Source organism: Polyangium sp. 15x6 (assembly GCF_029960785.1).
GTDB lineage: Bacteria > Myxococcota_A > Polyangia > Polyangiales > Polyangiaceae > Polyangium.
On the sequence record NZ_JASBQE010000004.1, the window covers coordinates 105,443 to 128,960 of the forward strand.

General features: G+C 68.3%; 17 protein-coding genes. 8 read left to right on the forward strand and 9 right to left on the reverse strand.

Translation table 11 applies throughout. The features are described 5' to 3' along the window. Window positions 1–64 precede the first annotated feature (64 nt). The 4 genes from QHF83_RS04775 (at window position 65) to QHF83_RS04790 (ending at window position 5,177) form a co-directional block, all read left to right on the forward strand. Window positions 65–1,408, forward strand: a complete 1,344-nt coding sequence (locus QHF83_RS04775) for an erythromycin esterase family protein (RefSeq protein WP_282416567.1) — start codon at window positions 65–67, stop codon at window positions 1,406–1,408. 185 nt (window positions 1,409–1,593) lie between these two features. Then, window positions 1,594–2,718 carry a UDP-galactopyranose mutase gene (glf, locus tag QHF83_RS04780; RefSeq protein ID WP_282416568.1) on the forward strand — a complete coding sequence of 375 codons (1,125 nt, stop codon included), beginning with the start codon at window positions 1,594–1,596 and terminating at the stop codon, window positions 2,716–2,718. A 243-nt stretch (window positions 2,719–2,961) separates the two neighbouring features. Further along, window positions 2,962–4,395: an alkaline phosphatase family protein gene (locus QHF83_RS04785; RefSeq protein ID WP_282416569.1), complete on the forward strand. Its 1,434-nt coding sequence runs from the start codon at window positions 2,962–2,964 to the stop codon at window positions 4,393–4,395. A 5-nt stretch (window positions 4,396–4,400) separates the two neighbouring features. Continuing rightward, window positions 4,401–5,177 carry a hypothetical protein gene (locus QHF83_RS04790; protein ID WP_282416570.1) on the forward strand — a complete coding sequence of 259 codons (777 nt, stop codon included), beginning with the start codon at window positions 4,401–4,403 and terminating at the stop codon, window positions 5,175–5,177. Between the two features lie 22 nt (window positions 5,178–5,199). Here QHF83_RS04790 and QHF83_RS04795 read toward each other — a convergent pair whose 3' ends face one another. After that, window positions 5,200–5,592, reverse strand: a complete 393-nt coding sequence (locus QHF83_RS04795) for a hypothetical protein (protein WP_282416571.1) — start codon at window positions 5,590–5,592, stop codon at window positions 5,200–5,202. Window positions 5,593–5,715: 123 nt separating this feature from the next. Between QHF83_RS04795 and QHF83_RS04800 the strand changes: the two genes are divergently transcribed. Next, a complete protein-coding gene (locus QHF83_RS04800; RefSeq protein ID WP_282416572.1) occupies window positions 5,716–7,461 on the forward strand; it encodes a hypothetical protein in 1,746 nt (581 codons plus the stop codon). Here the strand turns inward: QHF83_RS04800 and QHF83_RS04805 are convergent. The 4 genes from QHF83_RS04805 to QHF83_RS04820 all read right to left on the reverse strand — a co-directional run bounded on the left by QHF83_RS04805 (window position 7,458) and on the right by QHF83_RS04820 (window position 14,797). Then, on the reverse strand, window positions 7,458–8,666 hold the full coding sequence (locus QHF83_RS04805) for an acyltransferase (RefSeq protein ID WP_282416573.1): 1,209 nt from the start codon (window positions 8,664–8,666) through the stop codon (window positions 7,458–7,460). The two genes, QHF83_RS04800 and QHF83_RS04805, sit on opposite strands and share 4 nt — an antisense overlap. A 28-nt stretch (window positions 8,667–8,694) precedes the next feature. Continuing rightward, the gene (locus QHF83_RS04810) at window positions 8,695–9,447 is read right to left on the reverse strand and encodes a hypothetical protein (RefSeq protein WP_282416574.1); all 753 of its coding nucleotides are present in this window, start codon (window positions 9,445–9,447) and stop codon (window positions 8,695–8,697) included. Window positions 9,448–9,513: 66 nt separating this feature from the next. Further along, window positions 9,514–13,401 carry a hypothetical protein gene (locus tag QHF83_RS04815; protein WP_282416575.1) on the reverse strand — a complete coding sequence of 1,296 codons (3,888 nt, stop codon included), beginning with the start codon at window positions 13,399–13,401 and terminating at the stop codon, window positions 9,514–9,516. 181 nt (window positions 13,402–13,582) lie between these two features. Further along, entirely contained in the window at window positions 13,583–14,797 is a 1,215-nt protein-coding gene (locus tag QHF83_RS04820; protein ID WP_282416576.1) for a M57 family metalloprotease, read from the reverse strand. Between the two features lie 408 nt (window positions 14,798–15,205). Between QHF83_RS04820 and QHF83_RS04825 the strand changes: the two genes are divergently transcribed. Further along, the gene (locus tag QHF83_RS04825) at window positions 15,206–15,754 is read left to right on the forward strand and encodes an NUDIX hydrolase (protein WP_282416577.1); all 549 of its coding nucleotides are present in this window, start codon (window positions 15,206–15,208) and stop codon (window positions 15,752–15,754) included. Window positions 15,755–15,810: 56 nt separating this feature from the next. Here QHF83_RS04825 and QHF83_RS04830 read toward each other — a convergent pair whose 3' ends face one another. Then, a complete protein-coding gene (locus QHF83_RS04830; protein ID WP_282416578.1) occupies window positions 15,811–17,052 on the reverse strand; it encodes a hypothetical protein in 1,242 nt (413 codons plus the stop codon). Between the two features lie 150 nt (window positions 17,053–17,202). Between QHF83_RS04830 and QHF83_RS04835 the strand changes: the two genes are divergently transcribed. Together QHF83_RS04835 and QHF83_RS04840 are read left to right on the forward strand one after the other, a co-directional pair. Further along, window positions 17,203–18,270: a hypothetical protein gene (locus QHF83_RS04835; RefSeq protein ID WP_282416579.1), complete on the forward strand. Its 1,068-nt coding sequence runs from the start codon at window positions 17,203–17,205 to the stop codon at window positions 18,268–18,270. Window positions 18,271–18,322: 52 nt separating this feature from the next. Continuing rightward, a complete protein-coding gene (locus QHF83_RS04840; protein ID WP_282416580.1) occupies window positions 18,323–19,357 on the forward strand; it encodes a CapA family protein in 1,035 nt (344 codons plus the stop codon). 3 nt (window positions 19,358–19,360) lie between these two features. On the opposite strand, the gene QHF83_RS04845 is transcribed toward QHF83_RS04840, so the two are convergent. From QHF83_RS04845 to QHF83_RS04855, 3 genes are read right to left on the reverse strand one after another with little or no spacing between them, the layout of a single operon-like run. Beyond that, window positions 19,361–20,383 (reverse strand): hypothetical protein, encoded by a 1,023-nt coding sequence (locus QHF83_RS04845; RefSeq protein WP_282416581.1) that lies wholly within the window; start codon window positions 20,381–20,383, stop codon window positions 19,361–19,363. Between the two features lie 5 nt (window positions 20,384–20,388). After that, window positions 20,389–21,744, reverse strand: a complete 1,356-nt coding sequence (locus QHF83_RS04850) for a DUF1552 domain-containing protein (protein WP_282416582.1) — start codon at window positions 21,742–21,744, stop codon at window positions 20,389–20,391. Continuing rightward, the gene (locus QHF83_RS04855; protein ID WP_282416583.1) at window positions 21,741–23,408 is read right to left on the reverse strand and encodes a DUF1592 domain-containing protein; all 1,668 of its coding nucleotides are present in this window, start codon (window positions 23,406–23,408) and stop codon (window positions 21,741–21,743) included. The genes QHF83_RS04850 and QHF83_RS04855 overlap by 4 nt, the downstream gene beginning before the upstream one ends. Between the last annotated feature and the right edge of the window lie 110 nt (window positions 23,409–23,518).

Here is a 23,518-nt window from a genome sequence, read left to right on the forward strand (position 1 = left end):
CTCCGCGCACGGGAGACATCAATGGCGGCTTGTGATTCCGACCATGACGTACCATGACGCGCACATGGCTACGCATGCGCCGCTTCAAGCAGCACTGCCTCGCACCGTGGCGGCGTGCGCTCTCCCGCTCGAGGGGAGGCGGCACGACCATGATGCATTGCTCCATGCCATCGGGGATTCGACGCTCGTCCTGCTCGGGGAAGCGTCGCACGGGACGCACGAGTTCTACGACGAACGCGCGCGGCTGACGCGCCGGCTCATCGAGGAGAAGGGCTTCTGCGCGGTCGCTGTCGAGGCCGACTGGCCCGACGCCTATCGCATCAATCGTTTCGTCCGAGGCAGGGGCCCGGACCCCGGGCCGCTCGAAGCGCTCGGCGGATTCGAGCGCTTCCCCGCGTGGATGTGGCGAAACACGGACGTGCTCGATTTCGTCAAATGGCTCCGGGAGCACAACGACGCGCACCCCCACCGCGCCGCCGGGTTCTACGGGCTCGATCTCTACAGCATGAACACGTCGATCGAGGCCGTGCTCGCGTACCTCGACAGGATCGATCCCGAGGGGGCCGAGAAGGCGAGGGAGCGATACGGGTGCTTCGAGGTCTTCGGTCACGATACGCAGGCGTACGGGTATGCGACGAGCGTCGGGATGGCGGAGTCGTGCGAGGACGAGGTTGTCCGGCAGCTTCTGGAGATCCAGCGGCGCGCGCCCGAGTATGCCCGCCGCGGCCCGGACGAGGAGGGCGAAGACGAGGCGTTCTTCGCCGAGCAGAACGCGCGCCTCGTGAAGAACGCAGAGCGTTATTATCGCGCGATGTTCCGCGGCGGGGCCGCCTCCTGGAACCTGCGCGACGAGCACATGGCCGAGACGCTCGATGCGCTGCGGGCGCACCTCGGGCGCCGGCGCGGCTCGCCCGTCAAGGTCGTCGTGTGGGCGCACAACTCGCACCTCGGCGACGCGCGAGCGACCGAAATGTCCCGCGAGGGCGAGCTCAACGTCGGCCAGCTCGTGAAGGAGCGCCACCCGGACGTTTTTTCGATCGGGTTCACCACGTATGCGGGGATGGTATCCGCCGCGTCGGGCTGGGGCGCCGAGGTCGAGCAGAAACGCGTGCGTCCCGCGCGTCCCGACAGCTACGAGGCGATCATGCACGCCACGGGCATCGAAAAATTCGCGCTCCTCTTGCATGATCCGAGGCTCTCGCCGCTCCATGCGCGGCGGCTCGAGCGGGCGATCGGGGTCGTGTACATGCCGGCGACCGAGCGGGCGAGTCATTACTTCTACGCCGACCTCGCTGCCCAGTTCGACGCGGTCATTCATTTCGATCTGACGCACGCCGTCGAGCCCCTCGAAAAGACCGCGCGCTGGGAGGCAGGCGAGGCGCCGGAGACATACCCGACCGGCCTCTGAGCCGCCTCGCTCGAGGAAGGGGCTTCCCGCCCGCGCGGCGAGCCCTAGAGGGCCTCCATGCCCCCGACGAGGCGCGAGGACATGGCAATGGATCGCCCGTGCGCGCGCGGGGCCGAACCCGGGGAGGGCGCGCCGTTCGACCGGGGCGCTCCTCTCGGCGTGCATTTCGATGCCACGGAGGGGCCATGTTCGACTGGATGATCGTGGGCGCTGGGTTCGCGGGCAGCGTGCTGGCAGAGCGGCTCGCGCGCGGATCCGGCAAGCGGGTCCTCCTCCTCGACAAGCGGCGCCACATCGGAGGCAACGCGTACGACCATCACGACGACGAGGGCCTCCTCGTCCACGCGTACGGGCCACACGTCTTCCACACGAACTCGAAAGAGGTCTTCGATTACCTCTCGCGGTTCACCGCGTGGCGGCCGTACGAGCATCGCGTGCTGGCGTCCGTGGACGGGCAGCTCGTCCCGATCCCGATCAACCTCGACACCATCAATCACCTGTACAACCTCCGCCTGACGTCGCTCGAGCTCGAGGCGTTCCTCGCCGAGCGCGCCGAGAGAATCGCGCACGTGCGGACGAGCGAGGACGTCATCGTCGGCAAGGTCGGGCGCGAGCTTTACGAGAAGTTCTTCCGGAACTACGCCCGCAAGCAATGGGGGCTCGATCCCTCCGAGCTCGACGCCTCGGTGACCACGCACATCCCGGTCCGCACGAGCCGCGACGATCGGTATTTCACGGACACGTACCAGGCGATGCCGCTCCGCGGTTACACGCGGATGTTCGAGCGCATGCTCGACCATCCGAACATCAAGGTCATGCTCGGCGTGGATTTCCGGGAAGTGGAGAGATCGATTCCGCACGGTCAGGTCATCTACACGGGGCCGATCGACGCTTATTTCGATTACCGACACGGCCCGCTCCCGTACCGCTCGCTCGAGTTCCGCTTCGAGACGAAGAACGCCCCGGTCTTCCAGCCCGCGCCCGTGGTGACCCACCCGAACGAGCACCTCTACACGCGCGTGACCGAATTCAAGTACCTCACGGGGCAGGAGCACCCGAAGACGACCCTCGTGTACGAATACCCGCGCGCCGAGGGCGAGCCCTGCTACCCGATCCCGCGGCCCGAGAACGTGGAGCTCTACCGGAAATACGAGGCGCTCGCCGCGGCCACGCCAGGCGTCCATTTCGTCGGCAGGCTCGCGACGTACCGGTATTACAACATGGACCAGGTGGTCGCGCAGGCGCTCAAGCTCTACGCGAAGCTCACCGGGCTGCCGCGCGAACTGACGACCGTCGCGACCGCGGCCTGACGGAAGCTCGAACGAGCGGTCCCGACTGTATATCGGGCGTTCCGGGAATCTGCGGTTTCCCGCGACGGGGCGTTCGACGTCCCCTGCCGCGATATCACTCCGTGACGTGAGATCCTCGGATTCCCGGAGGCAGAAAGCCTCATGCGTGGACGATCGAGCTTGCTCGTCCTCGAAGTCGTGCTGATGTTTATGCCGAGCTCAGGCATGGCACGACGAAATTCTTTGCGAGGGCTTGCGGGACAGGTGTCGCGTCGCGCGGCGTTGAAAGGGCTCGGGGCCGGGATCGGCGCCGCGGCGCTCGGGAGCGGGTGCGCGCCGGAGCCCGATCGTTGCGAGGCCGGACCCACGGCGCCGGTCGTGGGCCCCGATTTCGATGCCCATGGCGCGCCGACGCCGAGGCAGCTCCTCGCCGGTATCGACACGTTCGTGGTCGTCATGATGGAGAACCGCTCCTTCGACCACTTTTTCGGCGCGCTCGCGTTCGATCCCGATTATCCCGCGCGGGAAGCCGTCGACGGGCTCGAAGGCGGCGAGACGAACGAGGACGACGACGGCACCACGATTGCCATGCAGCGGGCCGAGGCGCCGTGTGATCACCACGGCCCGCTGCACACCTGGGATGCGGCGCACACGGCGTTCGCCGGAGGTCGAACCGACGGGTTCTTGCGGGCGAATACGGGTAGCCCGGTGCGGCAGCGGGACGCGATGACGTACCACGATCGGAGCCAGATTCCGCTGTTTTATGCGCTGGCCGATCAATACGTGGTCTGCGACCGGTGGTTCTCGTCCGTGCTCGGGCCGACCTGGCCGAATCGGTTTTTCCTGCACGCCGCGACGTCCCAGGGCATCACCACGAACGATCCGATCACGGACGGGCCGGCGACGATCTGGGAAAGGCTCGGGAAGGGCTGCTGGTCCTCGAAGGCGTATGCCGCCGGGCCTGCGCACTGGTATCACGCGGGCTTCCGGGGTCGTCCGCTCGGGGGGAACGATCCGATGGTCTGCACGCGGGTCGAGACGTTTTTCCACGACGCGCGCGCCGGCAACCTGCCGAATTTCTCCCTGATCGATCCCGATTTCTGGTCCTCGGACCTCCACCCGCCGCACAGCCTGGCCCTCGGCGAGGCCCTGCTCGGCAGCATCGTGCGTTCGATGCAGGAGAGCTCGCAATGGGGGCGCTCGCTCCTCGTCATCACCTTCGACGAATATGGCGGTTTTTTCGACCACGTGCCCCCGCCGACCACGGTGGATTCGCGCCCGGCGTTCCGCCAGCTCGGTTTTCGCGTCCCCTCGCTCGTGATCGGCCCGTCCGTTCGCGCGGGCGAGGTCGTCTCCACGCAGCTCGAGCACGTCTCGATCGCGGCCACGCTGGCCACGCGGTTCGGCATCGAGAGCCTCGGACCACGCATGGATGCGACCGCGGACCTCTCGTCGTGCATCGACCCGATGAGGGTGGGTTTGCCCCCGGGGCCCGTGGGCAGGCTGCCGCGCATCGACGTCGACCGGAGGCGCGTGGAGGAGGTGAGCTTCCGTTTTACGAGCCAACCAGGTATCGAAGCCGCGCTCCGCGCGGGCGCCATTCCCGTCGATCGGATCGACACGCGCTCGCACGAGGAGCGCCTCGGCTCCTTGCTGCGCCACGCACAGGAGCTCGAGGTCGCGAGGGTCTACGGATGAGGCGCATGTTGCTCCACGCAGCCGCGCTCGTGCTTTCCCTCGTCGCGGGGGCGGCGCGGGCCGAGGCCGAGGAAGCGGCCGCGCCCGAGGCCAAGCGGCCCCTGATGCTCCCGCCGCTCGCGCGGAACATGGTGCGCGTGCAGGGCACCGTGCGTCCATTCTTCAACCTGATCGGGCCGGGCGGGGGCGCGATCGGGGATCTCTCGGTCGAGTACTACTTTCAGCGGCCTTTCAAGCTCGGCTTCGAGCTCTCTCCTTTTGCGTTCGTCCTCGTCCCCGAGGGGCCGGGCACCATCGTGCATGCCCGCCTGCGCGGGGCGTTCTCCTCCGATTACGTCGAGGTCGGCCTCGGAATCGGTGGGCGAATGCAGTATTTCGGCCCGAGTGGCCTCTCCGTCGCGCCGGCGATGCGGCTCGGCAGCCTGGACGGCTTGCATCTGCGGGCGGAGATGGGGTATTCGCTGATCCGCAACTATTACACGCGGCAGACGCAGTTCGCGCTGTCGCACGTGACCGGCGGCCTCGACGTCCCGGTGACGCGACGATTGGCGATCACCCTGGACGGCGGGTATGGCGTCGACCTCTGGGCGTATGCGACCCTCGGCGTGCGGCAATGGATCACGGGGCACGGCGAGCCGGGCTCGCTCGCGATCGGAGCGTCCGCGGGGGCCGCGTGGGTGGTCGATCGATTTCCCTGCCAGTATGGTGACATCGACCCCTGCCGCGGGGCCGCCTGGGGCCTCGGGCCGACGATTGCCGTCCGGGTCGATCGGAGGTTCTGAAGCCGCGTTGGGCCCCGAACCGTCAATACATGGGCGTGCCGCCGGTGCCGCCCTGCCCGGTCGGGCAGGAGGTCGAGCCGACGACGTAGCAGGACTTGGTCGGGACGTCGCAGCAGTTCGCGCCGCCTTGCGGGGCCGCGGGACAGCTATTCTGGCAGTCCGCGTCGGCGAAGCAGTCCTCGACGCAGACCGGCCCGCCGCCGCTGGTGCTGCTCGAGCTCGAGCTCGACGCCGTGTTTCCGGCGCCGCCAGCGCCGCCTATGCCGCCGCTGCCGCCGCTTCCGTCTTCGCCGCCGTAGCCGCCGTCGCCGCCGGAAGGCTGGTTGCCGAACTCCGGCCGCTCGGAGGTCGCGCAAGCGGTGAAGCTCGCGGCGAAGAGACCAAGGACCAACCAGGTGACGCTAGCGTATTTCACGAGTTTGTGGTCTGAGAGTACCCGAATGCGGCGCTCTCCACAACTACCTCCTTGTCGACAATGACGAACGAAGCGGCCCCTCGCTCCTCCCGCGCGCCGCAACTCCGCGCGACAATTGCAGCGTTGTCAGAAGGTCGCCGCCCCTGGATCGGCCTCGCGCTCATTTTGCTGCTCGGCGTCATCGTCTACCTGCCGGCGATCCGCACGCCCTTCCTGCTCGACGATTACCTCCAGGCCTCGATGATCGAGGGCACGTTCCCCGGCAAGCGGGGTCCGTTCGACCTCTACGACTTCATCAACGACGCCGATCGCGCGGCCCTCGTCGAGCGCGGCATGCTCCCCTGGTGGGCGCACCCCGATCTCCAGATCCGCTTCTTCCGCCCGCTCGCGAGCGCGCTCCGTTACTTTGAGCACCAAGCGCTCCGCGGCGTGCCGCTCCTCATGCACCTGCACTCGTTCGCCTGGTGGGCGGCGATGGTGCTCGGCGCGCGCGCCCTCTTCCGGCGCGCGCTCTCGGCGCGGGCCGCGGCGATCGCGACGGTCGCGTTCGCGCTCGCGCCCGCCCACGCGATTCCCCTCGCCTGGCTCGCCAACCGCGAGGCGCTGCTCTCGCTCACGTTCGGCATCGCGGGCCTCGCCGCGCACGCGCGTTTCCGCGAGGAACGAAGGCTGAGGGACGCCGCGCTCGCGATGGGGCTCTTCACGCTTTCGCTGCTCTCCGGCGAGTACGCCGTGTGCTTCGGCGGTTACGTGCTCGCCCTGGAGATCGTGGGCAAACGCGAGAGCCTGCTCCGGCGCGCCGCGTTCGTCTCGACGTTCGTCTTGCCCACGGTGGCGTACCTCTACGCGCGGCACCGGGGCGGGTATGGCTCGTTCGGCTCGGGCTTCTACACGGATCCGTTCCGCGAGACGGGCTCGTTTTTGCGCGCCGTGCCGCGCAGGTTCGTCACGCTCCTCGCGGATGGATGGCTCGCGCTCGACGACGAGACGCTCCTGCCCAACAACACCTCGATCGTCCTGCCCGTGCTCCTCGCGGTCGGCACCGCGGCCCTGCTCTACGTGCCGCTGCGGCGCGCGTACGCGGCGCAGGACGAGGCGCGCCGACCGAAGATCGCGTGGCTGCTCCTCGGATCCGTGCTCGCGCTCGTGCCGGTGCTGCCCGTCGTGCCCTCGCCGCGCGTGCTCGGCGCGAGCTTGCTCGGCATCGCGCCCGCGGTCGGCATGCTGCTCGAATACGCGTGGTTCTCCGCGCCGAGCGACGAGGACGCGCGCCGGCCGAGGAACATGGCCGTGCAGCTCACGGGGCTCGCCGCGATGGCGCTCGGCTTCGCGCACCTCGTGCACGGCCCCGGGACCGCGTGGCTCATGGCGCGGAGGCAGCAGAGGTCCGCCGACGATTTCACGAAGCACTCGGCCGAGCTGCGCGGGCAGATCGAGGCGCCGGAGAACGCCGAGGTGGTCGTGATCCGCTGCATGGCGAGCGCGTTTTTCCTGCCGTTCGCGCTCGACGATCGCGGCCGTTTGCCCGCGCGCTGGCGGATCCTCGCGCAGACGGGTCACGCGCTCGTGCTCCGGCGCGACGCGCGCACGCTCGACGTCCGCGTGCCCCCGGAGCACAGCCTCTTTCCGATGGGCCCAGGCGCGCTCTTCCGCAGCTACGATGCCCCGATCGCGCCGGGCGAGGTCTTCACGGTGCCGGGCATCCGCGTGACGGTCCTCGACGTCGGCCCGCGCGGCCCGCGCTCGGCGCGCTTCGAGCTCGATCGTGATCTCGATGAGCCCTCGCTCACGTGGATCACCGAGGGCCGGAAGGGTTTTTCCTTCGCGGAGCTGCCGCCGCGCGGGTTCGGAAAAGCCTTCGATCCCTAGCCCGCAAATCGCTCTCGTAGCCAGAGCGACGGCTTTTCGATGAGCACGTGCATCGCGTAGCCGATCACGAACGAGATCAGCATCGTGGCCGCGAGGGACGCGGGCCAGACGAGGAGGAGCGAGACGCGCTTTCCCTGGAGGAACTTCGCGGCGGGCACGATGACGTGGTCGATGATCGGGATGTGCACGAGGTAGACGCCGTACCCGAGCGTCGCGGCGCGGCGGAAGAAGGGCGCCGAGAGGCCGCGGTGGAGGAAGCCGTCGCCGTGGAGCAGGAGCGGCAAGGCGCAGAGGTACATGAGGCTCGTCACGGTGCCCCAGCAGAAGACGTGCACGAGCTGGACGTGCTCCTCGCCGAACATCGCGGGGTTCAAGAGGAGCCAGAGGCACGTGAGCGCCGGGATCGCGAGGAGCGCGCGGTGGAACGGCCGCGAAAGGAAGCGGCCGACGGCCTCGCCGTGGCGCTGGTGCACGAAGGCGAGGAGGATCCCCGCGATGAGCGTGTCGAAGCGCGTGTGCGTGCGGAAATAGAGCGCGCCGTAGAGGATGAAATCGTTCCACGGGCGGTAGCGGAAGTAGATGACGAGCCGCACGACGAGCGCCGCGAAGAAGAGCGCGCCGAGCAGGACGAAACGCGCGCGCTCGCTGCGAAGGCGGTGGAGCACGAAAAAGAGGAGCGGGACCGTCAGGTAAAACTGCTCCTCGAGCGAGAGCGACCAGCCCCAGAACATGATGATGTCGGGCCGGTGCAGGGAGACGAAGTTCGTGAGGTACGTGTACTCGTAGGGCAGATGCGCGCGTTGCGTCGCCGTGAGCGGGAGCGCGAGCGCGAGGATCGTGAGCACCACGTAGTACGAGGGGAACGTGCGGAGGACGCGGCGCAGATAGAAGCGGCGCAGATCCTGGGTGCCGCTCTTCTGCAGGGAGCGGAGCAGGATCGAGCCGATGAGGAAGCCGCTCAGGAGAAAGAAGAGATCCATCCCGAAGAAGATCGAGAGGGATCGGTCGACGAAGCCGCGATCGAGCGGGATGCCTTGCTCGCCCCAGAAGATCCACGTGACGTGGTACTGGACGACGCTGACGATCGCGAGGACGCGCAGGCCGTGGAGCGCGGGATAACGATTGTCGAGGAGATCGAGGGCGAAGAAGGCGCCGAGCCCGGAGGGTTTCGCGGGCGCGCCGAGGGCTTGGGCAGGCGCGGACATCGAGAGGCGATGGCGAGCTCTAGGAGGCTCACTCCTCCGGCTTCACGCCGCACATCGCCGCGACGTGGTTCACCTTCGCCTTGAACTCCTCGCCCGCCGGGTCGACCTTCTTCGACTCGGCGAGGAGCACCGCGAAGCGACGCATCGGCGGGACGCCTTCCTTGAGCGCGCCGAGCATGGCCGTGAGGCTCGACTTCACCTTCGCGTCCTTGACCTGGAGCTTCTCCATCGCCGCGATGAACTTCTCGATCGCGGCGGCGTGCTCGGCAAACTTCTCGCCCTCGATGCGGGGGACCTTCTGGAGCTCGACGCCGAGGGCCTCGCACTCGGCTTGCGGACCGTTGTTACAGGTCGCGTCGAACGCGTTCGCCGTGGACGTGACCTTCTTTTCCCAGGCGCTGAGCTGCCCCTTGATCTGCTCCATCTCGTCGACGATCGGGCCCATCGACTTGAGCTGGTTGCCAAAGCTCTCGGCTTGAGCGGCGAGCTCGGCGACGGCTTCCTTGAAGTCGGGCGTCGCGATGGGCTCTTTTTTGAGATCGTCGGCGAGGCGGAGGAAGGCGCCCGTGAGCGAGCGCATTTCATCGGCCGGGCCCTTGCCTTTCGGCCGATCTTCGAGGGCGACGAGGTGCTTGCCGACGGCCTCGCACTCGGCCGGCCGGGCTTTGTCTTCGCCGCTGGCCGCGTCGGCGGACGTCTTCGGATCTTGGGCGGCCCCGCCGCCACAGGCGACGAGGAGGAAGAAGAAGGGGGCGAGGACGAGGCCCGAACGCGTTCGCATCGCGCGGGGATATCCTAGCCCCGAGGCGCGGTCAACCGCGGGAGCGGGCGGGCGTCGGCGAGGCCTTCAGGGCACCACGAGGCAGGCGCCGAGCCTGCGGAAGCCGTTCGGGTTGGGATCTCCGACGCTCGTCGTGGTGACCGTGTCGTAGGTGCTGTCCCAGTTTTTTCGATAAAGGAGATCGTAGACGCCGGGCAGGAGGCTCGCGGTCCAGGTGGGACCATTGAGCATGTACCCGCTACCGCTGTAGTTGAAGTACGCCACGGAATGCAGGGCGCCCGTATCGATGGCACGGAGGTAGAACGTGGCGCCTGCGTAATAACTCGTCGGTGGGATGGGCTGGCCGGCGAGCGTGATCGGGACCGACAGGGTGGTCATGGGCACGTCGATGTCGAGCGTGTTGTTCCCGGGCGTGATCGTGACGTCGAGGTCGAGGATCCGCATGCCGTTCGGGTTGGGATCACCGACGCTGGTGGTGGTGATGGTATTGTACTGGCTGTCCCAGTTTTTCCGGTACCAGAGCTCGTAATCACCGGGCAGGAGGCTCGCGGTCCAGGTGGGGCCATTGAGCATGTAGCCGCTGCCGCTGTAGTTGAAGTAGGCGACGGAATGGAGGGCGCCGGTGTCCTTCGATTTGAGGTAGAAGGTCGCGCCGGCGTAGTAGCTCGTCGCGGGGAGCGGTTGTCCCTCGAGGGTGATCGTGCCCGAGACCTTGGCCATCGGGACATCGATGTTCAGCGTGTTGGCCCCGGGCGTGATGGTGACGTTTCCGCTCAAACGACGCATGCCGTTCGGGTTGGGATCACCGACGCTGGTGGTGGTGACGGTGTTGTACTGGCTGTCCCAGTTTTTGCGATACCAGAGCTCGTAATCACCGGGCAGGAGGCTCGCGGTCCAGGTGGGACCATTGAGCATGTAGCCGCTGCCGCTGTAGTTGAAGTAGGCGACGGAATGGAGCGCGCCGGAATCCTTCGCTTTGAGATAGAACGTGGCGCCGGCGTAATAACTCGTCGCGGGGAGCGGCTGTCCGCCGAGCGTGATGTTGCCCGAGACCGTGGCCGTCGGGACATCGATGTTCAGCGTGTTCGCCCCGGCGGCAATCGTCACGCTCTTGCTCAGGATGCGCATGCCGTTCGGATTGGGATCGCCGACGCTGGTGGTGGTGACGGTGTCGTACTGGCTGTCCCAGTTTTTGCGGTACCAGAGCTCGTAATCACCGGGCAGGAGGCTCGCGGTCCAGGTGGGGCCATTGAGCATGTAGCCGCTGCCGCTGTAGTTGAAGTAGGCGACGGAGTGGAGCGCGCCAGTGTCCTTCGCTTTGAGGTAGAACGTGGCGCCGGCGTAATAGCTCGTCGCGGGGAGCGGCTGTCCGCCGAGCGTGATGTTGCCCGAGACCGTGGCCGTCGGAACATCGATGTTCAGCGTGTTCGCCCCGGGGGCGATGGTGACGTTCTTGTTCAGGATCCGCATGCCGTTCGGATTGGGATCGCCGACGCTGGTGGCGGTGACCGTGTCGTACTGGCTGTCCCAGTTCTTGCGGTACCAGAGTTCGTAATCGCCGGGCAGGAGGCTCGCGGTCCAGGTGGGGCCATTGAGCATGTAGCCGCTGCCGCTGTAGTTGAAGTAGGCGACGGCATGGAGCGCGCCGGTGTCCTTCGCTTTGAGGTAGAACGTGGCGCCGGCGTAGTAGCTCGTCGCGGGGAGCGGCTGTCCGCCGAGCGTGATCGTGCCCGAGACCGTGGACCTCGGGACGTCGATGTTCAGCGTGTTCGCGCCTGCGCCGAGGACGAGGTTCGTCTGGAGGATCCGCATGCCGTTCGGATTGGGATCGCCGTCGCTGGTCGCTGAGACCGTATCGTACTGGCTGTCCCAGTTCTTTCGGTACCAGAGGTCGTAGACGCCGGGCAGGAAGCTCGCGGTCCAGGTGGGACCATTGAGCATGTAGCCGCTGCCGCTGTAGTTGAAATACGCCACGGAATGTTGCGCGCCCGTATCCCGGGCCTTGAGATAGAACGTGGCGCCGGCGTAGTAGCTCGTCGCGGGGAGCGGCTGGCCCGCGAGCGTGATCGTGCCGGAGACGGTGCCGACCGGGACGTCGATGCCGCTGGGCATCGGCGTGGTCGTCGCGCAATCGAGGTTCCCCGCGCAGCTCGCGGTCGCCGCGCCCTTGCAGAGGCCGGCGGCGTCGCAGGTGTCGCCTTGTGTGCAGGCGATGCCGTCGTTGCAGGAGCTCCCCGCGGGCTTCGGGATCAGCGGGAAGCCCTGCGTGGCCTCATTGCATGCGCCGTAGGAGGCGCAGGGGCCGGGCGCGGGCGGCGCCACGGGGACGTTCGTGTGGATGCAGCCGTTCGCGTCCGCGCTCGGGTTCGAGGGCGCGCAGCTCTCGGTGCCCGTGCAATAAAGGTTGTCGTTGCAGAGAGCGTTCGTCGCCGTGTGCTTGGGCGCGCCGTTCTGGCAGACGTCGGCGGTGCAGGAGATGCCGTCGTCGGGGATGATCGTGTTGTCGACCGTGTTCGCGCAGCCCGTGAGCGCATTGCAGGTGTCCACGGTGCAGGGGTTCGCGTCGTTGCACGTCACGGTCGTGCCGCCCGTGCAAGTGCCGGCCTGGCAGGTTTGTCCGGTCAAGCAGAGCGTGGTGGAGCAAGCCGAGCCGTTCGGCAGCGTCGTGTAGGTGCACGCGCCGTTGACGACGGTGTCGGTGGTGCAGGGGTTTCCGTCATTGCAGGCGGGCGTGTAACATTCGGCCACGCCGCCGTCGTTCTTGCACGCCTGGTTCAGCGCGAGGCAGGGGTTCGGCTTGCAAGGATCGTCGGTGCAGCCGCCCTGGCCGTCGTCGTGATAGCCGGGATCACAACCGCAGACCGCGAGCGAGCCGTTCGGCGTGCACACGGTCTCGTGAGGCTCGACGCACGGGTTCGGCAAGCAGGGGTCTTGCGTGCAGCCGCCCATGCCGTCGGGGTGATACCCGGCATTCGTGTCGCACTCCGCGCACGCGTCGCCGACATACCCCGCATCGCACGTGCATACGACGATACCGCCGGCGTCCGAGCAGGCGCCATGCCCGCTGCAGCTCGCGGGCGCGCAGACCTCGTCGACGACGCAGAGGCCGCCCTCGTCGTGATATCCGGGATCGCAGCCGCACACCGGCATTCCGCTCGGCGCGCTGCAGACGGTCTGGTGTGGGTCTTTGCAGGGGTTCGGCAAGCAAGGATCCTGCGTGCAGCCGCCCGCGCCGTCGGGGTGGTACCCCATCGCGTCGTCGCACGTCCCGCAGTTCGGCGGAGCCCAGCCCGGGTCACAGGTGCAGCTCAGGTTGCCGCCTCCCGCGTCGATGCAGGTGCCGTGTCCGCCGCAGGTCGTGGGCATGCACGTCGCGTCGGGCACGCAGAACCCGTTTTCCTCGTGGGTCCCGGCGCCGCAGCCGCACACGATCATGCCGCCTTCCACCGAACACGCGGGTTTGTCGGAGGAGCATGGGTTCGGCTCGCAAGGGGTATTCGTGCAGCCGCCCTGGCCGTCGGGGATGTACCCGCCTTGCGTGTCACAGTCCTCGCAATGGTCGCCCGCGAAGCCGGGATCGCAGGTGCAGACCGGCGTGCCGCTCGTCGCGTCGCAGGATCCGTGTCCGCCGCAGGTGGTGGGCGTGCAGGTGGTATCCGGGACGCACGCGCCACTCTCGTCGTGATGGCCCGGATCACACTGGCACGTGGCCACGCCGCCCTCGTCTTTGCACTGCGTGCGAAGAGGATCGGTGCACGGGTTCGGCGTGCATGGATCGGAGGTGCAGCCGCCGAGTCCATCGGGGTGCTGCGCGGGCGGACATTCGCCGCCGGCGTCGGTGCCGGCGTCCACGGTGGACGGGGGGGTCGGCGGCGTGTCGTCGCCGCAGCCGGCGGAGAACGTGACGAGGAAGAGGACCCCGAGCAGGGTCCCGAATGATCCCGAGCGTTTCATGAATTCGCCTCGAACGGGGAGGGAGGGACGTGCGGGCGGGATGGTACGGAAACGTCGGGTTCCGTTCAACCGCTTCGTCCGCGTTTCCGCGAGGCGAGCCGGCGCGGAAGAGGCGCCGGGAGAAAAGCGGCAGCTCCGCGCTGCGGGAGGGGCGCCGCGCGGAGCCGCAAAGGTTCGTCGATCAGGGCGCCGTGTAGGTCACGGAGATCTGATACTGGCCCCAGTTGTATCCGCGCACCGCGATGAACGCCTGGGTTTCGCCGGGCGGAACGGTCAGGCTGCAGGCCTCGTTCGGGCCGGTCTTGTACGGGCGGCACGTCCATTGACCGGGCGCGGGCTGCGCGCCGAAACGCACGTAGAGATCGGGGTCGCCCTTGCCGGTCATCGTGACGTCGAACGTCGTCCCTTCCAGCACGGAGACCGGGGCGAGCTGCACGACCTGCGCCTTGTTCACGGTGCCGTTGAAGCTCTTCGTGGACGGCGTGCCGCCGCCCGGAGCCGGGGGATTGCCGGGGTCGCTGGGATCGCCGGGGTCGCCGGGCTCCGGGGCCGGCGCGCCGCCGGGCGCGCCATACAGGGAGACCACGCCCTGCTTGTCCATCGCGGTGAGCGACAGGGTCTTGTCGCCCGTTCCATTGCATTGCGGGTAATGCATGACGGACTTGGAGTCGTAGGGGGTGAGCGCGCGCCACTCGTTGTCCTCGAAGCACGTGCCGGCCTCCGGGCGGGTGTGCTCGTGGCGGAAGCCGAGGGTGTGGCCGAGCTCGTGCCGCAGGATGCCGGTGAGCGTCGTCGGCCCGTTGTTGCCGAACGCGCCGCTGTCGATGAGCACGTTGCGGCTGCTGCGGCCGTCGCCGGGGAAGAACGCGCGCGCGAGGTACTGGCCGTTCGAATTCGTGGGACGCACGTCGAAGAGGACGTTCCCGTTCTGCGCGTTGCAGCTCCCATCCTGGGCGGACACGTGCTTGTATTTCACGTTCGCCACGGCCTCCCAGGCGGCCGTCGCGTCCTTCATGGCCTGGACCGCGGTGTCGTACCGAGTGCCGAAGGTCGTGCTCACGCAGTAGGTGAGGTCGAGCTTCTGCGTGTCGTTCCACTTCGCGTCCTGGCCGCCCGCGCGGTGGACGATGAGCGCGCCCTTCTGGACGTACGTCTCGTAAAACTCCTCCAGCTTCTTGATGTCGTCGACGGGCGTGTCGCCGTCGACGATGTAGATGCCCGTGTCAGGCTCACGATACGTAACGGCCTCGAATGCCTCGAAGCTCTCATACGTGTCGGCCACGGCTTCGTCGCCGCTCGGTGCTCCCACGCACCCGGCGCCGAGCGCGCCGGAGACGAGGGCGAAAGCAACCACGGATCGGCCCACGAGGCCGAGCTTCTTCGTACCAGCGCTCATCGTAATTCCTCCATGGCCCCCGCACCCGGGGTCGAGCCATCGGGGCATTGAATGTGGAAGTCGCAAGGAAGCAGGATCCGAGCTCGTGCGTCAATCCAAGCGCACGATTTCACCGGCCTGGGTGCCGATGCCAACGAAATTCCATTGAGCACCCCATGGTTCGTCGAAATCGTGTAGATCCCTGATAATGCGTAGAAGGCAGAAGGATCGTTGCCGGGTCCACGCCTCGGCGGTGCATGGTCCGGGTTTGCTTGATGTGCGTCTCGACAAACGCGCGACCGACGCGAGAATCATTGCGTCGGGTCACGACAAAGCAATCGTGAAGGTTTCCTCGGGCAGGATCCCCGATCGCCGCCGCGGGTGATGGCGAGCTTGCAGGGGCCGCGGAGGGAGGCTAGGGAAGGGCGCATGAAGCCCTGGTCCGTGATGCAGAGCCGTCCGATCGTCGAGCGTCGATGGCTCACCGTGCACGAGCAACGCATCGCCCTGCCGCATGGCGGCGAGATCTACGAGTTTCACGTGATCGAGGCGCCCGACTGGGCCTCGGTGCTGGCGGTGACGGAGGAAGGGCAGGTGGTGTTCGTCGATCAGTACCGGCACGGCGCGGCGCGCGTGAGCCGGGAGCTACCCGCAGGCGTGATCGACGCGGGCGAGACGGCCGAGCAGGCTGCGCGGCGCGAGCTCGAGGAGGAGACGGGGTTCGTCGCCGAGACGTGGCAGCCGCTCCTCTCGACGAACACGGAGCCGAGCCGGCACACGAATCGCGCCCATTTCTTTTTCGCCGCCGGCGCGCGCCGGGCCTCTGCGCAGCGGATGGATCCCACCGAGAACATTCACGTGGCGCTGATGGAGCCGAAGGAGATCGTGCCCGCGATCGAGCGCGGGCAGATCATCCACGGCGTGCACGTGGGCGCGATTCTGCTCGCGGTGCGGCGCGGGCTCTTGTCGCTCGATTGAGAGGAGGGGAGAGGGGCCGGATCACGCCGAAGGGAGCGTGATCCGGCGGGGGAGGGTCACTTCGCGAGGCAGGCGTCGAACTCGGTCTTGCAGACCTCCGTCGGATTCTGGCCCGGGCCGAGCCTGAAGAGGCAACGCAGGGCGGCGGACATCTCCTTCGCGACCGCGGCGTCGGAGTTCGTCACGCATTGCGTCATCGCCTCGAGGCCGCCCATGCCCGAGCCGAGGGCTTGCTGCACGCACGAGAAGGACTCGGCGCACGTCGCCTTGCCATTGCCCACCCACTCGGCGCCGAGGTAGTTCGGCTGGTTGGGGGTGGCGGGCTCGGCGAGGCAGTTCGCGGTCGCCGCTTCGGCCGGGTAATACGAGCCGATGAGCATGCACATCTCGTCGGTCGAGCGCGGCCCTTGGTAGACGTCGCGCATCTCGCCGTTCGAGTAGTCGCAATGATAATCGAACCACGAGCCGGCCTTGACCTCGAGGCCCGCGCCGAAATCCTTGACCGGGACCTTTTCCCACTCGGTGTTCGTGTAGAAGGGCTCCGCTTGTCCCACGAGCGACGCGGAATAGTCGACGCCACGCGCGTGCATGTGGGACTGCACGTTCACGATCGTGATGTCCTTGTGCACCGGACAGCGCATGCGCGCGCGGCCCTCGCCCATGGGACCGACGTGGATGAAGGGGTTGTAGAGGAAGAGGACGTCGCCCTCCGTCTTCACCTCCGCCTCGGGGACCGAGTAGAGGTTGATCCGGACCTCGGGCTCGATGACGTTCATCGTGGCGTTGATGTAATGCGCGTTCATGAGGAGCACCGCGCCGGGGCGCACCTTCATGGCCACCCCCTCGGGGAACTTCAAGAAGGCCTCGCCGTCGCCGTTCTGCGAGCCCCCGATGAGCTTCTCCACGGCCCAGCCATTCGTGGCGCCGTCGGAGCAGTCGAACACGCCGCTCGTGTCGACGACCGTGCCGTCTTCCTTCTTGGTCGGAATGTCCTCGTAGGTCGTCTGGTAGAGCAAGAAGTGGTGGCTGCCCTTCGTGAAGCGGACCTCGTCACGGTTGACGTAGAGCCCCTCGGCGGGCGCCTTCACGAACATGCAATGCTCGCCCTCGGTGCCGGGGTCGAGCTGCGTCACCATCTTGAACTGGATGCCCTTGCCCGCTTCCGGGGGCGCGAGCAGCTCTTCCTGCCCGGGCTGCCCGGGCTCGGCGGGCTCCGAGCCCCCACAGCCCACGAGGGCCGGCAGGGCGAGGGTGAGGGACGAGATGGCGGTCCTGAATAAGAAGTCGCGAAGATTCATGGCTGTCCGTGTTAGTGACCGGCGGTCACAAAGTCAACTCCCGGAACGCGAAGAATTGTTGCCCGAGACGGTGCTTGCCATCTGTGGCCGGTCGCGGTAAAAAGTTCATCGGTACTCGCAACATCGTACGTGGGCGTGGGGAGGGGCGACATGTCGGACCCGACGAGTGCGCTGCTCGGGCAGCTTCCTCCGGTGGTGGAGCTGCGCGACATTGGTTTGTCCTTCACGTTGCCCCGCGGCAAGAACCTCAGCCGGACGTGGATCCGCGAGCTCCGGACCGAGCTCGCGAGCCGCGTGCGGCTCAGGATCGCGCAGGATCGGCTGACCTTGCGCTGTGATCCGCCGATCGTGATCGACGCATTGTGGCCCGCGAAGAACATGCTGTTCGGGGGCGCGGACGTGCGGTTTTCGGACGCGCGCATCGAGGCGTGGGTCTCCCCGATCGACGGCCCCGGCGAGGGGCTCCTGGATTTCACGGGCGAGGCCAAAAAGCAGATCGTGGAGATCATCGCCGCGGGCCTCTCCGGCACGAAGATGGCGAGCCCAGGGTACGATCCCATGCGGGACGAGGCCGCGCTCGCGACGCTCGAGGCGATCGCCGACAATTTCCGCAAAGCGCCCTCGAGCGGCGCGTCGGACGTCTCCATCGCGGATCTCGGCGATCCCGCGGCCGAGGCGACGCTCGCGTTACGCGAGCCGTTCGTGCACGAACAGAACGGGACGGGGCTCTCGGTCGCGGCCGGCGGGGCGATCCACGTGGAAATCAAGGGGAGCGGAAACCTCGCGCGGATCGCCGCCGGGAGCTCGAACGCGGAGCGCGTCCGCGCCGCGAACCTGCAATCGATCACGATCACGAGCGAGGCGCTCTCGGTCGTCCAAAGCGGGAGCCCCCTCGTGGAGCTCGGGCACATTCGTATCGATCGTGGCGGCGTCGTGACGCTGTCGCGGCTCAGGTTGCGCGGGACACTCGAGGAGGTCGCGGGGCTCGAATCGCTGGTGCGCGTGGTCGCGGGGGTCGTGCGTTTCGCCGGGTACGAGGTGGCGCTCGACGCGGGGATCGCGCTCGCAGCCAAGGATCCGGCGTCCGAGGCTTCGATCGTCCCCGGGCTCGTGCGCGGCAAGATCGAGGAGGTGCTGGCCGAGGGCGTTCGGCGGCTCGTGCACGAGCACGCGGAGGTGATCCCGGGGCTCGATCTGCGGGACGTCCTCGCGGTCTGAGCGCTCCGGAATGTTTCGTGCGACCGGGGGGATGGTGTAGGCTTTCCCCTGAATGCAAGCGCGCCGCGCCTCGGCTCTGACGTTCCTCGGGCTCGTGCTCGCGGCGGCGTGGTTTTCGAGCGGCGCGTCGGGGGCGCCGGGGCGCCCCGTTCCCCTCGCGAGCGCGATGCCGCGGCCCGCGTCGCCGCCCGTGTCCGTCGAAGCGCCGCGCGCAGCGGAGATGCCGCGCGCGACCGTCGCTTTCGTGGGCGACGTGTCGATGGCGGGCGGGGTCGGGGCGGTGATCAAGAAAGGTCAGGAGCCGGCCTTTCCTTTCGCGCACGTGGCGGAGCGGCTGCGATCGTACGATCTTCTCGTGGGGAACCTCGAATGCGTGGTCACGTCGCAGGGGGAGGCCACGATTCCCGAGCCGCTGGTGGCGCCGCTTTCGGCGCCGCGCCTGCTCCTCACCGCGGGCTTCGATATGGTGTCGGTGGCGAACAACCACACGCTCGACATGTCGGAGGCGGGGTATTTCGAGATGCTCGAGCGCCTCGATTCCGCGGGTTTGGGCCATTTCGGGACGACGCAGGCGAGCCCCGCGCGTGAGGCGTTCGTGGTGCGCGAGGTCGCCGGGGTGCGAATCGCGCTGATCGGTCACGTGGATCGCGGCGGGCCCCGGTCGCAGCAGGACGTGGCGCGGGCGCGGGAGCGCGCCGACGTGGTGATCGTGTTCGTGCACTGGGGGATCGAATACGCGCTCACGCCCTCGAAATACCAGCGCGAGGCGAGCCGCGCGCTCATCGACGCCGGGGCGGACGCGGTCATCGCGGCGCACGCCCATGTGGTGCAGCCGGCGGAGCGATATCGCGGGCGGCTCATCGCGCACGGGATCGGGAATTTCGTGTTTTCGGGGATGACGCGGCCGGGGAGCCGCACAGGGACGCTCGTGGAGCTCGACGTGACCCGGGAAGGGATCACCGGGCATCGATTCGTGCGGGTCGCGATCGACGATCGAGGCGCGCCGCGTTTCGTGGGGGAGCCGAGCGAGGAGCCGTCGCTCGATCCGCCGGGTCCGCGGCCGCTGCCGCCGATGGCCGGAGAGTAGGCGTTACGTTCGCCGCCTGAGCCGCGCCGCGAATGCGAGGGCGCCGAGGATGGACAGGACAAACCCGGAGGCATCCGCGCGTCCGGGCGCGCCCATCGTGCACGCGCCGCTGGAAGGTTTGTCCAGCGTCGATTCGCCGCCCTCGCCACCTTCGCCGCCTTCGCCCCAATCGCCGCCGCCCGCGCCGCCGCCGCCCGACGACGAGCTCGCGCCGCCAGGGACGACGGGTTGCGGGTCGTCCACGAGATAAAGCGCGCCACGAAGGAAAAGCACGGGCCGCGGGCGGAGCGGCGTTCCCTCGACGAGGGCAACCACCTCGGCCGCGGGGCGCACGGATGCTTTGCCGAGGTCGAAGCGCCAGGTCGCCGCGGCGCCCGGCGAGACGAGCCGGCGCACGCCGCCGTCGACGAGCCAGGTTTGTCCGGTGCCGTCGTCGGCCTGGACGAGCTCGGGTTTGTCCGGGATATCCGGACCGTCCGGGAGGAGGTCGGCGTCCGCGGCGGGCAGGGGCAAGAGGTCCCAGAAGGAAGAGAATCGCCAGGCGTCGTACGTGGGGGCGCCGACGACCTTTCGCCGCACGCCGGATTGCGCGGCCGGCGGGCACTGGAGCGTGCGGGGGCTATTGCCGAGCACCGGATTGCCCTCGCCGCCGGTGTCGATGCCGTAGGCGTAGACGTCGCGGGCATTGCCATCGTGCAGGGCGAGCGGGGAGGGGGCGAAGAAGCCGTGCTCGCACGAGCCGATCGCAGCGCAGAGGTCGTCGCGGTGGACGTTCGCGCGGACGGCAATGGCAGGCGCGCCGGGGGTGCCCGCGGGGACGCCGTAATAGACGTGGACGTCGATCGGCTGGTTCGGGACGTCGGGATCCTGGGCCCAGCCCGCGATGGCATCGCATCCCGCGCTGTCGAGGTATCCCGTGGGCTGGGCGGCGACCGCCGCCCGCGGGGCGAGGAGGGAGCACGCGAGGAGCGACGCCGCGGCGCCGAGGGTTTGGAAAGACGAACGGTGATGGGAACGCAATGGCACGCGGCTCATACGAGGATGTCGCCGAAGGCTTCGGAGGTTTCCCCGCCGTTCCAGCCGAAGCTCGGCGTCTCCAGGCCGACGCCGCGCAGCATGGTGACGTGCGCCTTGCTGTAATTGCCGCCGGGGTCGCGGACGTGGACGTTGCGGCGGATCTTGCCATTGGCGCCGCCCGCGAGGACGCAGGGCATCTCGGCGACGCTGTGCTGGTAGCCCTCGCCGTATTCGGAGAGGCCAAAGACGAGCGCGCGATCGAGCAGCGTGCCGCCCGTCGGCTCGACGACGGCCTGGAGCCGGCCGAGGAACGCCGCGAAGGCCTGCATTTGATACATGATGCCCGCGCGCGCGTGCTCCCAGGTGCCCTCGTGGACCGTGGCGTGGAAATCGTTGGGCACGCCGAGGTTCGAGAAGACGTGGGTGGTCGCGGGGGAGCTCAACATGAACGAGAAGACACGCGTCATGTTGCAGGCGAGCGCCGAGGCGAGGAGCGAGCCCATGATCTCGGTCTTCGCGAGGAGGTCCTCGTTCGGGGCGGGTTTGCCCGGGGGCGCGCAAGCCTCGCCCGAGAAGTCGAGGCGGTTCTTGACGGCATTCAGGTGTTCGAGGTGCGCCTCGATGCGTTGCTTGTCGGCCGCGCCGACGCGGCTGGAGAGGCTCTTCGCGTCCTCCATGACCGCGTCGAGCAGGAGCGCGCGGCGCTTCAATCCGGCCGTGTCCGCCGCCACGCCGAACAGGAGATCATAGAGCTGGCCGGGATCGAGGATCGGCGGGTTCAGGTCGTCGGGGCCATTGTACGAGATCGCGTTCCAGTGGCCGTAATCGTGGAAGCGCGCGGTGCTCGCGCCGAGGATGAGGGAGCGGAAGCGCGGGCTCTCCGGGCCATAAAAAGCCGGGTGTTTCGCGACGTACTGGTCGAGCGTGGGGCGGAGCGCGGTGAGCGTGTGCGAGGGGTGATCGAATCCCTCGGGGCGTACACGATCGCCGGTCATCGAGACCATGAAGCCACGCATATGGCCGTCGCTCTGGCCCGGCGGGGTATCCGGCACGGCCGTGTGCGGGGTCAATCCCGTGACGACGCTCGGCTGGAAGGGCGCGAGGGGCGCGAGGAGCTCGCTCGGCGCGTAATCTTTGCCGGTCGTGGAGGGCGTCCAGAGGTCGGGGTGGCCAGCCTGGGGCGCGCCGTGGCCGTCGTGCCAGGGCAAACCGCCGCCCCAGAAGAAGATGCCGAAGATCGGCCCGGTCGACGCGGCCTCGGCGCCGCGCGCGCCGAGCATCGCTTCGAGGGTGGGCAAAGCGAGGGCGACGGCCGTGCCGCCCACGGCGCCCCGGAGAAAGGTTCGTCGGGAAAGGGGCGTGGTCTTCACGGGCTCTCCTCTTCGCCGATGTAACGGAACGCGTCGTGCGTGACGAGCTCGATCAAGAGGGTGCGGAAATCGAAGGATGCGCCGGCGAAGCGCGAGGCGAGGTCTTCGAGCGCGAGGCGCTCGCCCTTCGTCTCGATGCGGCCCTGCGCATGGCGATAAAGCTGCTGGACCATGCAACGGCCGACGCGGGGCTCGGTCTCGAGGACCGTCGCGAGCTCGCGCGCGTTCGCGAGGGGTTTGCCGTCGAGGTCGCCAGAGGAGTCGATCGGCAGGTTGCCCTCGAAGACGGTGCGGTAATACCCCGACGAGTCGAAATGCTCGAAGAGGAAGCCGGGCGGGTCCATGAAGGTGTGGCACGCGGCGCAGGCGGGGTTCGTGCGGTGCGCCTCCATTTGCTCGCGGACGGTTTTCGGCTCGCCCATCGGCGGATCGAGGGTCGTGTCGACGCCCGGGGGCGGAGCCGGGACCTCGAGGCAAAAGACACGCTCGCGGACGTATTTGCCACGCGCCGTGGGCGAGGTGCGGGTCTCGTGGGCATTCATGGTGAGGAACGCGCCGAGCGTGAGGATGCCCGCGCGCGGGCCATCCGCGGGCAGCTCCACCGGGACGAACGTGTCCACGGTCGCGCCGGGCGCCTCGATGCCGTACAGCGCCGCGAGGTCCGCATTCACGAAGGTCTTGCGGGTGCTGAAGATGCTGCGCGCGTCGCCGCGGCTCTCGAAGACGACGTCCTCGACGAGCATCTCGACCTCGCGGCGCATGGCGTCCTTGATGGTGGGCGTGAAGTACGGATACGCCGCCGGATCGCGCTGGATGCCGTCGAGGCGGCCGAGGTCGAGGTATTGCCGGAAAAACGCCTGCATGGCCGAGCGCGCGCGGGGATCGTCGAGCAGGCGCTCGGCCGCCGCGGCGATGCCCTCGGGTTTGTCGAGCTCGCCCTTTTCGGCGGCGTCGAGGAGCGCGTCGTCCGGGCCCTGGTTCCAGAGGAGGAACGAGAGGCGCGTGGCCATTTCGTAGCCCGTGAGCTTGCGCCGTTCAGGGGAAGCGTCGTCGGGCGCGCCGACCTCGACGCGATAAAGGAAATGCGGGGACTGGACGAGGCCCGAGACCGCGAGGCGCAGGCCCTCCCACGCGCTCGGATCCGCGAGCGTCTGCGAGACGGAGACCCAGCGGGAGACCTCCTCGTTCGTGAGCGGGCGCCGGAAGACGCGGCGGCCGAAGCGACGCAGGAATCCTTCGACGCAGGAATCGCCGGGCGCGGCGGGTTCGCAGCCGACGAAGGCCGCGCGCCGGGCCGGGTCGGCGAACGCGTGACGCGTGATGGCGTCGGCGGACTCCTCGTACTGCTGGACGCCGAACTCGGAGAGCGTCGTGCTGGATGCGCCGATGTTGTAGAAGAGGAACGGCTTCGTGTCGTCCTCGAGCGGCGCCTTGGGCATGCTCGCGCCGAACAGCTCGACGAGCGTATTGCGGTACTGCGCGGCCGTGAGGCGGGGGAGCGCGGGCGCGGCGAGGACGAGCGACTCTTGCTCGGTCGTGTCCTCGTCCGCGTCGCCGATGACGCCGACGCATGCGGTGAGCGAAGCGCCGAAGACGGCGATTGCGGCGGAAAACCCGAGCCACCGCGCTCGGGATCGCCCAGGATGCGGACGTCTTTGGACCATGGCCTTCCGCGAAGGGTACAGCGGAGCCGGCGGGCAGGGAAGAGACAAGGGAGGGCCTTTGTCCAGGCTCCCGGGCACAGGTACGCTCCGGATGAAGAAGTCCCGCGGGG